Below are 12,413 nucleotides of genomic sequence, written 5' to 3' on the forward strand. Positions count from 1 at the left end.
CCTTGTCTTACCTAACTTCCAGCTAACTGCAAAAACTAGATGACATTTTTCGAGTTTCGCATACCTCTTTGGGATGATTTTCAGTATATTTGGCAAATAAATAGCCAAAAAAAGCATTTGCTCTATAAAAACTAAAGCAAGCTAGATGTAATGCGTTGTAACTCCGATTTTTTAGGGATAACATGGGAATAAAATCCTTACTGGATTCTCGTGTCACATTTAATGTCAGTTAATTTATGGAAATTCAATTAATCAATATCGGTTTCGGCAATATTGTGTCAGCTAACCGAGTAGTTGCGATCGTTAGTCCAGAATCTGCCCCAATTAAGCGAATCATCACCGATGCGCGGGACAGAGGTCAGCTGATTGATGCAACTTATGGTCGGCGGACAAGGGCTGTAATTATCACCGATTCCAGCCACGTCATCCTTTCGGCAATTCAGCCAGAAACAGTAGCCAATCGATTCGTGATTTCTCGCGATCATCATGCTGTAGATAATTAACTAGGGATAGTTGACAAACAGCTATTTTATTTGCACCATATCGGCAGTACCATGTGAATTAGACTGGTTTTCTGTCACCAGTGCTACAAATTCGTTAGTCGAGGTCGCCCTGGCAACGAACACAAACTCACAAATCATGATTATTGATTAATTCACAGGTTCAACGGATGATGCAAGTTTTACCCATCCAGATTAGTGCTACTACCAAAGAATGCCCAACTACAGGTAAGTTAATTGTCTTAACTGGCCCTAGTGGAGTTGGCAAAGGCACCTTAATGCGATCGCTGTTGCAGCGTCATCCGCAACTTTATTATTCTGTATCCGTGACAACTCGTTCTCCGCGTGCGGGAGAAATCAACGGTAAAAATTATTACTTTATTGACCGTGGTAAGTTTGAACAACTGGTTGCTCAAGGTGAATTTTTAGAGTGGGCGGAATTTGCGGGGAATTATTACGGCACTCCGCGTGAAGCTGTGGTCAACAAAATTCAGTCTGGTAAGTTAGTAGTGCTGGAAATTGAGTTAGAAGGGGCAAGGCAAATTCGCGTTTCCTTTCCTAATGCCCTGAGTATTTTCATTTTGCCGCCTTCCTTTGATGAATTAGAAAAACGGATACGTGGTCGAGGACAAGACTCTGAAGAAGCGATCGCCCGTCGTCTAGTCCGTGCCAAAGCAGAAATTGCAGCTGCTGATGAATTTGATATTCAAATTGTCAATGACGATTTGGACACAGCACTCGGAGCGATCGAAGCAGCGTTATTTGAATAATCAAACCCAAGCATTTTCACCACCAAATAATAAAGGACACATAGAAATATGTGTCCTTTAAATGTTGTTATGGGAATACATTTTTCTTTTTTTCAACTCAGTGCTTGGCTATACAGATTGGCAAGTGGTAATCAGTAATTAGAAAGCTATTATCTCAAGTTATGTTATTCCATGCATAACTTGATGATGAGAAACTTTAACTAATCACTAATTACCATTTACCAAACACCAATTAACCGATTAAGCCTTGAATAACTGCGATATTGCTAGTTAAGAAGTAAGCAACTACAGCACCACCAATGCCACCGATTAAGAAAGCACTGGCAAAGTTATTCCAGCCTTCTTTAGATTGAAAAGCATCTGGAGGGTTAGATACAGTCACACTAGCAAGGGCTTTTGGCGGATTGCTATTGGCATATAAAGATATACCACCTGTCAGGAGAATTACTAGAGCGATCGCTGCTAGTAAGCCTGCTAAGTTAGCGTTTTCTGCATTACGCAGGGGGCCATATTTAGCAAAGGGGCCAAATATCCAGTAGCCATGTGCCATACCAACTTCTAGCCCACGTCTAAACGGAGTTAGACCTAGACGATAAGCAGGCAAGTTATTGATGAACCACTTGACCGCAGGAGAAGAATTAACTGGGGTTTCAAGATTACCCAGTTGAGGATCGCGTTCTGCGGGAAACACTACTTCTCTGTTTCTCACATCGCTGGGCAGATTCTTAGATGCGTCTACTGCTTGCGCCATAATTTTATGTTCGCCTCTCAATTACACATGCAACAGTTTGAAATCCCAATGCTTTGTTTATGGCAGTGGGTGGAACAGGAGGTCAGGGAAAAAGCGGTTAAACTCAATCAAAATACCTGCTGTAATTGTCAGCCAGATGGTAGCTGCCACTGGTGCTGTGGAAATAAATTTAATCAAATAGGATGATTGATCGCTTTTTTCAGCCATGTATTTAGTCTCCAAAACAATGAATCAGTTAAGCGGAACCTAACGGGGAGAAACGGTGATCTCTGAATCCTTAGCAGTTAATTCGCCAGAAAGAAATTCTTTCAAAGCTGCTGCTGGCCAAGCAAAACCTGTCGCTATGATAGGTAGCGCTAGACCCAAATCAATTTGGATTTCTTTTTGTTCGGTGTCAGATTCTTTTCTAACTGCGATTAGGTAAGCACGACCTACCCAACCAATCCAACCAGCAATATAGAGAAACAGAATGCTAGGGATCAAAAAGTCTCCAGCACGGTCTAGACGACCATCAGCAATCAAGTGAGGATAGCCTTCAGGGCCACACAGGGCTTGAGAGTAACGTTCAAATCTCTTTTGACCTGATTGGGGATCAGCAGTTGTATTTCGAGCATTTTTGGCTAGTGCTTGAAATGCGGGGTTGTCTCGGCAGGGTGTAAGATTAGCCCCTAGAGCTTTCGCTGGCGGAGCAAAATTGAACCAAAGACAAATCGCTAAAATCAAAGCAAACAATCGTCGCATGGAGTCGTTTCCTTTTATTACAAAAGAAAAAGTTTTTTGTACAAAACGAAGCGGCTTGTACATTCTTTATTTGGCTAACTAGCAAGTCATCATACTCTTGCCTGGGAACCGAGTAAAGTTTAAGTAAATAAAAGTTAAAGCTTCTCAAACAAATCGTTATTTTGTAGAACCCTGAGATGGCAAACGTTTTAGCAATCGAAACCAGTTGTGATGAAACTGCCGTCGCAATTGTTAACAATCGTCAAGTTCGCAGTAGCATTATCGCTTCCCAAATTTCAGTCCATCAGCAATACGGTGGAGTTGTGCCAGAGGTGGCATCCCGCCAGCATTTGGAAACGATCAACGAGGCGATCGCCCAAGCGCTAGAACAAGCTGAATTAGACTGGTCAAAAATTGATGGCATCGCCGCCACCTGCGCCCCTGGTCTTGTAGGAGCCTTGTTGGTGGGATTAACTGCTGCCAAAACTTTAGCAATTGTTTACAATAAACCATTTTTGGGAGTTCATCACCTCGAAGGCCACATTTGTGCGACTTACTTGAGTGAGCCAACTTTAGATCCCCCTTTTCTTAGCTTACTGGTTTCAGGCGGACATACAAGCTTGATTTATGTTAAAGACTGTGGTATGTACGAAACCCTGGGTGAAACCCGTGATGATGCTGCGGGGGAAGCCTTTGATAAGGTGGCACGGCTGTTAAATCTAGGTTATCCAGGCGGCCCAGTCATTGACAAGTTAGCACAGGAGGGCGATCCCCACGCCTTTGCCTTGCCGGAAGGGAGGGTTTCTCTACCTGGTGGAGGATTTCATCGTTATGATGGCAGTTTTAGTGGCTTAAAAACAGCCGTGCTAAGACTAGTACAGCAATTAGAAAAAGAGGGCAAGCAAGTTCCTGTAGCAGACGTAGCCGCGAGTTTTCAGGCAACTGTAGCCAAGGCCTTGACCAAAAGAGCGATCGCCTGCGCCCTAGATCACGGTCTCAATACCATTGCCGTTGGTGGCGGGGTAGCAGCAAATAGTGGGTTGAGAAAGCATTTGCAAGCAGCAGCCAGTAAGCATAATCTACGTGTTTTATTCCCACCCTTGAAATTTTGTACCGATAACGCCGCCATGATAGCCTGTGCTGCATCTGACCATTTATCTCGCGGTCATGTCTCACAGTTGACATTGGGTGTTGAGTCCCGGTTATCGCTGAGTCAGGTTATGAAGTTATATGAAAGGTGATAGGTGACAGGTGACAGGGTTGATGGTTATTTGTTCTTTACCCAAAACTATTGACCATTGACTATTGCGCGAATGTGGCTGGCTACAGCATCTGGTTGTTCTAACATAGCTAAATGACCACAATCAGGAATTTCAATCACATTATCAGCACAGTATTGAAAAAGCCGATGAAAGCTGGCTAAATGGCGAACATACTTAGGTTCCATTACCTTGTCATCGACACCAGCCAAAAAGTAAACAGGCTGCTTTAATTGCGAAACTAATTGGGGTAAGCGATTAACTTCTTCTTCGGTTGTAGAGTCTAATAAAGCTCCCACTGCGGCTTCTGGGTCAGCAACCACAAAATCTATCACCCGTTGACGCGCCCAATAACGGTCTAAGGGGCGGGCGACACTAGCTCTAGTAAAGAGCAAATCAATCAAAGGTAGCTGGGATAGCCAGCGCGGACGAACTTGTAAAAATCGCTGACCGGCTGAACGAAATTGTTCAAAAGCTTCCTTCAGATAAATCCCACCACCAGCGTTGATACAAATCACCCCTTGAACCCGTTCAGGCATTAAAGCCGCTGCCCAAAGTGCGATCGTACCGCCCAAGGAGTGTCCAATCAGCCATGCGCTAGTAATATTTAGCTCTTGTAATAAAGTAGCTAAATCTTGAGCATAAGCAGTTGGTGTATACAGAGAATCAAATTGTGAACTAGCTGTATCCAGCAAGTGAGATGTCAAAGCGCTAGTAGTTTGTACCCGATTGACATCAGTTTCTGCCTGGGACTGTGACTCACCAAAACCGCGCAAATCATAAGATAGACACTGTAAATCTACTGACAGACGGGAAATCACAGGTTGCCAGTACCCACGACTATTTAGCCAACCGTGGATAAACACCAAAGCATGGGGGTAGGAAGTGGGAGCCGTTAACTCGTATGAGTGTGGAACGCCTAAGATTTCTATGGTTGCCATACTTATATCGTACCCTCAAGGATGGGTACGACTAAATACAGAGTACAAAAGATTAAAAATTAAGGCAGAAGCAATTCCACACTTCATACTTCAGACTTGGGATCACTTCCCTAACAAACGCTGTCGGACTCCTTCAGCAATTTTGTGTCCTAGATATTCAGGAATCAGACTTTCATTAGGCCCCAACAAATAGAGAATCAGCCGCGTGCGTCCCCGCCAAACTAGCAAATTAGCATTAACTACTAGTAAATCTTCCTGCCAGATGGCGTACATCACTTTGTAAAACAACCCTGGTTGGTTATCAGCTTCAATCACCAGAGCCGGCAGATGAAATACTGGATCAACATAAAACTCAGTTTGTACTTGTTCTAAGCCAGCATCTAAATTAAATTCTACCGCCAGCATCTCTTCAACTTCAAAGCGCCCTCCTAAAGCCTCTCGAATAGCCCGACAGACATTTTCTGCGGTTTTATCTGTTAAAGCTTTGCTACCACGAGATACTAAAAGTTTGATGAAAACTAACATTGGCGGACGGATTTGCCCATAAAGGCTCAAACCGTGAATGGTCAAGCCGTAAGCTGCCAGGACACCAAAAATATCACTGAGGAGAAAGGACTGGTTACGGTAGGCAAAGTGCAATGCGCTTTTGCTACCTTCCGGCTTCAACTCGATAACGGCACGTCTGGTTTTATAAAGACGATAAGCTAACCGGAGATTTTGCAGTTGAATCTCACTACTGACAAATTGCTCATAAAACTGGGGAAACGCTCGGTTAAAGCGTTTTAGGAGTTCCAGTGTCGAAGATTTTAAACCAGAAGCCATTGTTGGGATAAGACTCGCTTGCTGTTGTCACCTGGGGGCTGTGACTGGGGACTAGGTGCTAGTAAACATTATTCCCAATACCCAGTACTTAATACCCAATCTTCATATATAGCGTTTCTCGTTTTAGTGAGGTTTAGGGGCTAGAGATTAGAGATTAGTAAGGGCATACCTCATACAATTGGGAACCGCTATCTACAATTGACTCTCAAAACTTTGCCTTTTGGGGAATTTCTCCTAGCCTTGACAACAAAATGCTAAAGTTGAAGATGATTGGTATGAAACACGCTATAAAAAGCTGTTGCCATTGCTGATCCCGACAACATCCGAAAAAATTCAGGGTGTGGGGTGTAAGATGGTGTTGGCTTGATAAAACGTGTATCATCACTTTAAATAAAGTGGTAGCCAATTCAGTTATACTACCCGAACCACGTTGGCATGGGTTTTTGGAAAACTTGGTTTAGCACTCCTGAATCTGTAGCGACAAATAAAACAACCTCATTTGAAGACAAGACAGGGGAAATTGGCAGTTCTAGTACTAATAGCGATGCTGCGGCGCGAAATGCGGAACGCATTGTTTTCAGTACCGAGAGAGATATTGACCTGTATGAATTAGAAGAACTGTGTGATGCAGTTGGTTGGTCGCGTCGTCCCTTGAGAAAAGTGAAAAAAGCCATAGAGCATAGTTTTCTCGTTGCCTCCATGTGGCAAGTACGAGGAAACCAAAGACGGCTTATTGGTTTTGCCCGTGCTACCTCAGATCATGCGTTTAATGCCACGATTTGGGATGTAGTAGTTCATCCAGAATTTCAAGGTAAAGGGCTAGGTAAAGCCTTAATGAAATACATCCTCAAAAAGCTCAGAAGCGAAGAAATCAGCAATGTAACGCTCTTTGCTGATCCTCATGTTGTTGATTTTTATCGGGGTATGGGTTTTATGTCAGATCCTGAAGGTATTAAAGGGATGTTTTGGTATCCTCACTAAAATATTGTGCCTGGAGACTAGGGGCTAGGGGTAGTATTTTTACTTAACACTTGCAACTGATAACTCTTTCACAATGTTTTAACACCTGCTATTGAGCATAAACTATAGAAATGGTTGGCAAATATATGTCAGGCTTGCTATAATGAAAAAGCTGATGCGTTAACATAAATAATTGCTAAAATGCGGAATCAGCAAACCTTAATGAAAATATCCGGGATGTAGCGCAGCTTGGTAGCGCGCCTGCTTTGGGAGCAGGATGCCGCAGGTTCAAATCCTGTCATCCCGATTAAAATTTATGTTTTACGAAATATCCTATCTATTAATCACTTAATAGATAGGATATTTTTTTATATTTTTAAGTTGTAATGAGAATTTCCTATCTTTGAACTGGAAAAGCTGTCTGGAATATAACTTGTGTAGTAAGTTTGACAATTAAATTGTAGATATTACAGGAAAAAATAATTTCATTGATTTTGCTTTGTCAAAAGTTGAGGAACTATATATCTAAATTATTGTAATTAGCCGGGAATAAGTCTAGATATTGATTTAAGCGGTGATGAAGCCAATAAATAAATGGAACGAATTATTTTGCGATCGCGTCACCAGTTTTTGAGAAAGACAATAAAATGGCATTAATCGTCTCAACGGTCGGCAAAATTTTTCATTCTTTGAGAGCGGTCTATAATAGGCATCTATAATTCTTGTGCAGGAATCAGGCAAAGCTAAATAAAAAAATCAGGTTGCAGCACAATTTAATGTGACAAAAGTACTGTAGGAATTCTCAAGAATTTAGAAAATCTCCCATTTTGCGAGTTGATTGTGACCATTTAGCAGCCATAATGGCTTTTTTACATCTCAAATGGATTGCTATATAACTAAAACAAGTTAGTGCTGTGCAAATCCAACCAATTAGTCTGATTTAATTAAAAACCATTGACGCGAGGAGTAGTCATGAAAGCATTAGTTCGCTGGGGCGCAACATTGGGTTTAATCGGGAGTACTCTGTTAGGCACAGTTTTTGTCGGAAACCTCCCAGTGCTGGCATTATCAGAACAACAAATAAAAGAAAAACTAGACTCAGTACCTGTGTATCTAATTACCAATGATAAAGGATTGCCTTTGAGTCGTCCTTTGCCAGAAGGTCAAAACGGTCAAAAACTGGGTGGTTCAGTGACAGGTGTATATCTGAGCCGTCAAGAAGCTCAAGCCTTTATTAAGCAACTGCAAAGTACGAACAAAGACCCCAAAATGGCAGATATTGTCAAGAGTCTCCAGGTTACAGCTGTACCTTTGGGAATCATTTATCAGCAGTTGCAACAAACAAAAAACCAGCCCAACCGTTTGGTATTTGCTTTTAAACCAGTGGAGCAGGATGTCAAAGGAGCGCTGGAATTGCTGAACCAAAGCGGTCAAAAAATAGATCAGTTTCGGAGTGTGCCGATTTTTGCAGTTAGATTTGCACCGGATCAAGGCTATGTACCCATTAAACTGACAAACGACAAAGAACAAGTCGTACCGTTGTTTGTGAGTAAACAAGATGCACTTGGTTTGTTAAACCAAGTGAAACCAAAATATCCGAAAGCCGATATTCAAGTAATTGACATAGATGGCGTGATCAAAACTTTGCAAGATAAAAATGAAGATTGGCTCAAACAAGTCGTTTTAGTGCCATCTCAAGAATCCAGAGAGTATATCAGGACTCTACCAAAAGATTCTGCTACTGGTAATAATCGCCAGCCTGCGGCAAAGCCAAAACGTTAAAGCATGGCAGAACAACAGCCACAAGTAGTTTCTGGGTTACAACTTTGGCAGTGGCGTAACCAAGCCATCCAAGCTGCGATCGCTACTGCTGTACCACCATTAGAAGTTGATTGGCTGCTGCAAGAAATTGCTGGTTTAGACCGCCTGGCTTTACGTTTAGAATCTTTCAAAGATTGGGATGCAATAGCGATCGCGATGTCTTTGGTAGATTTAGAACAGCTTTGGCAAAGACGATTACATGATCGCTTACCAGTGCAGTACATTGCTGGAGTTACACCTTGGCGCAAATTTAAGCTGGCGGTGTCGAGTGCGGTGTTAATTCCGCGGCCAGAGACAGAGTGCATCATTGATTTAGCAGTAGCGGCGATCGCTCAAAGTCCGACGAAAAAACCATTAGACCAAGGACATTGGGTAGACTTGGGAACTGGGAGTGGTGCGATCGCCATTGGACTAGCCGACGCGTTGCCAGAAACTACAATTCATGCTGTTGATTACAGTGCCGCAGCCTTAGAGATTGCCCAAACCAACGCCAAAAATCTGGGATTTGCCGACCGGATTCATTTTCATCAAGGTTCTTGGTGGGAACCATTAATAACCATGAAAGGCCAATTCAGTGGTATGGTTTCCAACCCGCCATATATTCCGACTGAAACTGTGGCTACCCTAGAGCCAGAAGTGATGCAGCATGAACCACATTTGGCATTAGATGGTGGTGCTGATGGCTTAGATGATATCCGTTATTTAGTTGAAGTCTCCCCCAGCTATTTGCAACCTGGCGGCGTGTGGCTGATAGAAATGATGGCGGGACAAGCGGGTGCAGTCAGAGAAATTTTGCAAAATCAAGGTAGCTATTGCAATATTCAAATTCACACGGATTTAGAGGGAATTGAACGTTTTGCTTTAGCTTATGTGAAAGGGAACAGGGAACAGGGAACAGGTGAAAGGGTTTTGGATAGATAAATCCCTACACCCTTACAGGAGTTATGAGTGAAAATACAAAAATTAGATGTTTTCATTCATAACTTCTGACATTGGTAAATATGGCTCAAGTTGCTCTAGAAGATTTGATTGCAGGCGCACAGGCTGGACGTTTAGTGAGTTTTCCGACTGATACTGTGCCAGCACTGGCGACTTTACCAGAAAAAGCTGGCTTAATTTTTGCCGCCAAGCAGCGTAGTCAGGATAAACCTTTGATTTTGATGGGTGCTAGTGCTGAGGATTTATGGCCTTATGTCAAGGGTAGCGAGGATGAGTATGAACTTTGGCAACAAGTAGTTAATCAATATTGGCCGGGAGCGCTAACCTTAGTTTTACCAGCCAGCCAGCGCCTACCGAAAGAGATGAACCCGACTGACCCGACGACTATTGGTATTCGAGTACCGGACAATGCGATCGCTCGTTCTATTTTGGCGGAAACAGGCCCTTTAGCGACAACAAGTGCCAATTTTTCTGGTCAGCCGCCTTTAGAAACAATGGCAGAAATTACAATGCAATTTCCTGATGCTTTAACCTTGGCGACTACAGGACTGCTTGAGGAAATTTCCGGGGGTGGTGTACCTTCTACTGTTGCCAAGTGGACAGGGGCAAACTGGCAAATTTTGCGCCAAGGTAGAATTACACTGAATTAGTCAGGAAATCAGGAAATTAGTTTTATACCATTGTGGTCAATTAAAAAGTTAATAATTGCCAAATTATGAATTGGAGCAACTGGGCATATCTCGGAGCTGGAATCATCTTAGGAATCAGTTTTCGTTGGTTATTTTCTAAGTCGGCAAACACGAATGCCAACTTATCGCCAGTGGTAACAGAAGAGCAAGAAAGTGTGCCGAAACTGCGGCAAGAGGTGAAGCAAACGCAGCTGGCGTACCAAATGGCACAAGAAATGAGCCAGTTTAAAGCGGGTTTTTTAGCGCGGACTACCCATGAATTGCGATCGCCACTCAATAGTGTGATTAGCTTGCATCAATTAATTTTGTCAGACTTATGTGAAAATCTTGAAGAAGAACGAGAATTTGTTGCCCAAGCTCATGAAAAAGCTTTGAAATTGCTCCAATTAATGGATGAAATTCTCAGCATTTCCCGAATTGAATACGGTACAAACAAATTAGATATTCAGCCCCGCTGCTTAGACACAGTTTTTCAAGAAGTTAAAGACTTAACTTATATGCTGGCGGCGAATCGGAATTTTCCGTTGCAGATGTCACCTGTAGATCCAGAAATTTATGTCTTAGCAGATCACCGCTGGCTACGCCAAGTATTAGTTAATTTAGTAGATACTGCAATTACGCAAATGCAAGAGGGTAGTATTTGTGTTTCCGCGACTGTTGCACCTAATACTAATACGGCGCATATTTATTTAGATGTTCCTGCTAATGCTCTACCTGAAAGTGAGCCAATTGATTTCATTAAACATAATTATCAGCCTCCTCAAACTCAAGATGAGAAGGCAATTCTTTCACCGGGAATGAAATTATTACTAAATCAAACACTGTTAGAAGTGATGGGAGCAAAACTAGAAATCCTGCCTAATTCAACAGCATCGGCATCTACTGAAGCATTAACTAGGATACAAATTTCTCTCCCAACAGCATGAATCTCCAAGAATATCAATTTGTCCACCGCTGTATTCAAGACAACGGCATTGGTATGAGAGATGATCTTAAAGCTGTTGGTAAGGGAACAGGATGAGGATAAGCGATCGCCCATCAGATTGTAGTCGAAAAACATCATGGAGCGATCGCTGTTAATTCAACTTTAGGTAAGGGTAGTTAGTTTGTGATGACGCTTCCAGTGAAAGCCAATTGCTAAAACTGGGGACTGAAGCCTAAAAATTCAGATTTTGGCAGAATTTTTCCCATACCCAGCCCCAAATCTCCTCATTCCTGAAACTGTAGTTCTGTTACAGATAAAGAATCCAGTTGTTTAGATTGGTTATGCAGCACCATAGTTGTGGTGGTATTGGGGATAAAACCGATTTTTTTGTAGAATCCTTGTTGGTGAGTGGTCATCAAATACACGCGCTCAACCCACTTCATCCGGGGATGAATTAAAACAGTTTCGACTAGCTTGCTGCCTAATCCAGTGCCTTGGTAGTCTGGGTGAATGACGACATCCCAGATTGTCGCGCGGTAAATTCCATCAGAAGTTGCTCTCGCAAAGCCAATAAGTTTTGTGTCATCCCACAGAGAAATTACTGGGTCACTGTTGGTGATAGCTATGCTTAAATCCTCGATACTACGTCCTTTGGCCCAAAAAGCGGAAATATTAAATAAATCTTGGAGTTGGTAAAGGTCTATATCAGAATGGCGATCGCTAAATTTAATCTGAGGATAGTTCATGTGTAGGAACTCAATTGCACCAATAAGTATCTTTGCTTTTATTTAGTCATATTGTGCTAAAAATTTTTCCATACGTATACTTAAATGCAACTATATACAAATTTAGTTATCTAACCCTAATATTTACCGACAAATTATTTTCCATAGGGGATGAGTTGGCCCTTGTTGGCGGATGCGAGAAACTTGTTTTTCTAAGCGTTCCTTTTCTGACTGTGGTAGTCCCATTAAAATATTGCGGCTTTGCCAAACTAAAACGGAAACAGTCATAGCGATACAAAAACTTAACCCTAGGGTAGACAGGGGATGAGAGATGAGTCCATATCGTACTGCTACCCAGGTAAAGTATTGTTGCCACAAAACAATTTCTGAGCGTAAATTCCAAAAACAAATAGGTGCAATTAGCACCCATAAAAAGGTGACAAACAACCATCTGCCGTATACTGTCAGCTGATGTAGTTTTTGAACTTGTTGAGCAAAAGATGGGTCAGTGATTGACGGTTGTTCCGATTGATCCATAGCAGGAAAGGGTCAACCCCTTGGGGGAATTCAAAATGCAAAATTCAAAATTAC

General features: G+C 42.3%; 15 protein-coding genes and 1 tRNA gene. 9 read left to right on the top strand and 7 right to left on the bottom strand.

Annotated elements, in window-relative coordinates; translation table 11 throughout:
* Positions 1-236: 236 nt before the first annotated feature.
* Together remA and gmk are read left to right on the top strand one after the other, a co-directional pair.
* Entirely contained in the window at positions 237-503 is a 267-nt protein-coding gene (gene remA / locus IQ244_RS09105; RefSeq protein WP_193883334.1) for an extracellular matrix/biofilm regulator RemA, read from the top strand.
* A 167-nt stretch (positions 504-670) separates the two neighbouring features.
* Positions 671-1,270: a guanylate kinase gene (gmk, locus tag IQ244_RS09110; RefSeq protein ID WP_193892443.1), complete on the top strand. Its 600-nt coding sequence runs from the start codon at positions 671-673 to the stop codon at positions 1,268-1,270.
* A gap of 232 nt (positions 1,271-1,502) precedes the next feature.
* On the opposite strand, the gene IQ244_RS09115 is transcribed toward gmk, so the two are convergent.
* The 3 genes from IQ244_RS09115 to IQ244_RS09125 are packed head-to-tail and all read right to left on the bottom strand — an operon-like array spanning position 1,503 to position 2,762.
* Entirely contained in the window at positions 1,503-2,021 is a 519-nt protein-coding gene (locus tag IQ244_RS09115) for a photosystem I reaction center protein subunit XI (RefSeq protein ID WP_193892445.1), read from the bottom strand.
* A gap of 57 nt (positions 2,022-2,078) precedes the next feature.
* Positions 2,079-2,228 carry a photosystem I reaction center subunit IX gene (gene psaJ, locus IQ244_RS09120; protein ID WP_015112405.1) on the bottom strand — a complete coding sequence of 50 codons (150 nt, stop codon included), beginning with the start codon at positions 2,226-2,228 and terminating at the stop codon, positions 2,079-2,081.
* 39 nt (positions 2,229-2,267) lie between these two features.
* Positions 2,268-2,762 carry a Photosystem I reaction center subunit III gene (locus IQ244_RS09125; protein WP_193892447.1) on the bottom strand — a complete coding sequence of 165 codons (495 nt, stop codon included), beginning with the start codon at positions 2,760-2,762 and terminating at the stop codon, positions 2,268-2,270.
* A 176-nt stretch (positions 2,763-2,938) separates the two neighbouring features.
* On the opposite strand from IQ244_RS09125, the gene tsaD reads away from it, so the two are divergent.
* On the top strand, positions 2,939-3,982 hold the full coding sequence (gene tsaD, locus IQ244_RS09130) for a tRNA (adenosine(37)-N6)-threonylcarbamoyltransferase complex transferase subunit TsaD (protein WP_193892450.1): 1,044 nt from the start codon (positions 2,939-2,941) through the stop codon (positions 3,980-3,982).
* A 47-nt stretch (positions 3,983-4,029) separates the two neighbouring features.
* Here tsaD and IQ244_RS09135 read toward each other — a convergent pair whose 3' ends face one another.
* Positions 4,030-4,941 carry an alpha/beta fold hydrolase gene (locus IQ244_RS09135; protein ID WP_193892452.1) on the bottom strand — a complete coding sequence of 304 codons (912 nt, stop codon included), beginning with the start codon at positions 4,939-4,941 and terminating at the stop codon, positions 4,030-4,032.
* 102 nt (positions 4,942-5,043) lie between these two features.
* Positions 5,044-5,763 (bottom strand): hypothetical protein, encoded by a 720-nt coding sequence (locus IQ244_RS09140; RefSeq protein ID WP_015112399.1) that lies wholly within the window; start codon positions 5,761-5,763, stop codon positions 5,044-5,046.
* A 435-nt stretch (positions 5,764-6,198) separates the two neighbouring features.
* On the opposite strand from IQ244_RS09140, the gene IQ244_RS09145 reads away from it, so the two are divergent.
* From IQ244_RS09145 to IQ244_RS09170, 6 genes are all read left to right on the top strand, one after another.
* The gene (locus IQ244_RS09145) at positions 6,199-6,744 is read left to right on the top strand and encodes a GNAT family N-acetyltransferase (protein WP_193892455.1); all 546 of its coding nucleotides are present in this window, start codon (positions 6,199-6,201) and stop codon (positions 6,742-6,744) included.
* 212 nt (positions 6,745-6,956) lie between these two features.
* Positions 6,957-7,030, top strand: a tRNA-Pro gene (locus IQ244_RS09150).
* A 665-nt stretch (positions 7,031-7,695) separates the two neighbouring features.
* Positions 7,696-8,505: a Tic22 family protein gene (locus IQ244_RS09155; RefSeq protein ID WP_193892458.1), complete on the top strand. Its 810-nt coding sequence runs from the start codon at positions 7,696-7,698 to the stop codon at positions 8,503-8,505.
* 3 nt (positions 8,506-8,508) lie between these two features.
* Positions 8,509-9,465, top strand: a complete 957-nt coding sequence (gene prmC, locus IQ244_RS09160; RefSeq protein WP_193892461.1) for a peptide chain release factor N(5)-glutamine methyltransferase — start codon at positions 8,509-8,511, stop codon at positions 9,463-9,465.
* 80 nt (positions 9,466-9,545) lie between these two features.
* Complete coding sequence (locus IQ244_RS09165; protein ID WP_193892464.1) at positions 9,546-10,133, top strand: L-threonylcarbamoyladenylate synthase; 588 nt, start codon at positions 9,546-9,548, stop codon at positions 10,131-10,133.
* A gap of 65 nt (positions 10,134-10,198) precedes the next feature.
* Entirely contained in the window at positions 10,199-11,098 is a 900-nt protein-coding gene (locus IQ244_RS09170) for a sensor histidine kinase (protein ID WP_193892467.1), read from the top strand.
* 283 nt (positions 11,099-11,381) lie between these two features.
* On the opposite strand, the gene IQ244_RS09175 is transcribed toward IQ244_RS09170, so the two are convergent.
* Positions 11,382-11,843: a GNAT family N-acetyltransferase gene (locus tag IQ244_RS09175; protein ID WP_193892470.1), complete on the bottom strand. Its 462-nt coding sequence runs from the start codon at positions 11,841-11,843 to the stop codon at positions 11,382-11,384.
* 123 nt (positions 11,844-11,966) lie between these two features.
* Positions 11,967-12,359, bottom strand: coding sequence for a hypothetical protein (locus tag IQ244_RS09180; protein ID WP_193892473.1), 393 nt, complete (start codon positions 12,357-12,359; stop codon positions 11,967-11,969).
* Between the last annotated feature and the right edge of the window lie 54 nt (positions 12,360-12,413).

The organism is Nostoc sp. LEGE 06077, from assembly GCF_015207705.1.
Lineage (GTDB): Bacteria > Cyanobacteriota > Cyanobacteriia > Cyanobacteriales > Nostocaceae > Nostoc_B.

What these genes read in the sequence shown, in the direction of transcription:
- remA (WP_193883334.1), top strand. Translation starts at nt 237, where the DNA reads ATGGAAATTCAATTAATCAATATCGGTTTCGGCAATATTGTGTCAGCT.
- gmk (WP_193892443.1), top strand. Translation starts at nt 671, where the DNA reads ATGATGCAAGTTTTACCCATCCAGATTAGTGCTACTACCAAAGAATGC.
- IQ244_RS09115 (WP_193892445.1), bottom strand. Translation starts at nt 2,021, where the DNA reads ATGGCGCAAGCAGTAGACGCATCTAAGAATCTGCCCAGCGATGTGAGA.
- psaJ (WP_015112405.1), bottom strand. Translation starts at nt 2,228, where the DNA reads ATGGCTGAAAAAAGCGATCAATCATCCTATTTGATTAAATTTATTTCC.
- IQ244_RS09125 (WP_193892447.1), bottom strand. Translation starts at nt 2,762, where the DNA reads ATGCGACGATTGTTTGCTTTGATTTTAGCGATTTGTCTTTGGTTCAAT.
- tsaD (WP_193892450.1), top strand. Translation starts at nt 2,939, where the DNA reads ATGGCAAACGTTTTAGCAATCGAAACCAGTTGTGATGAAACTGCCGTC.
- IQ244_RS09135 (WP_193892452.1), bottom strand. Translation starts at nt 4,941, where the DNA reads ATGGCAACCATAGAAATCTTAGGCGTTCCACACTCATACGAGTTAACG.
- IQ244_RS09140 (WP_015112399.1), bottom strand. Translation starts at nt 5,763, where the DNA reads ATGGCTTCTGGTTTAAAATCTTCGACACTGGAACTCCTAAAACGCTTT.
- IQ244_RS09145 (WP_193892455.1), top strand. Translation starts at nt 6,199, where the DNA reads ATGGGTTTTTGGAAAACTTGGTTTAGCACTCCTGAATCTGTAGCGACA.
- IQ244_RS09155 (WP_193892458.1), top strand. Translation starts at nt 7,696, where the DNA reads ATGAAAGCATTAGTTCGCTGGGGCGCAACATTGGGTTTAATCGGGAGT.
- prmC (WP_193892461.1), top strand. Translation starts at nt 8,509, where the DNA reads ATGGCAGAACAACAGCCACAAGTAGTTTCTGGGTTACAACTTTGGCAG.
- IQ244_RS09165 (WP_193892464.1), top strand. Translation starts at nt 9,546, where the DNA reads ATGGCTCAAGTTGCTCTAGAAGATTTGATTGCAGGCGCACAGGCTGGA.
- IQ244_RS09170 (WP_193892467.1), top strand. Translation starts at nt 10,199, where the DNA reads ATGAATTGGAGCAACTGGGCATATCTCGGAGCTGGAATCATCTTAGGA.
- IQ244_RS09175 (WP_193892470.1), bottom strand. Translation starts at nt 11,843, where the DNA reads ATGAACTATCCTCAGATTAAATTTAGCGATCGCCATTCTGATATAGAC.
- IQ244_RS09180 (WP_193892473.1), bottom strand. Translation starts at nt 12,359, where the DNA reads ATGGATCAATCGGAACAACCGTCAATCACTGACCCATCTTTTGCTCAA.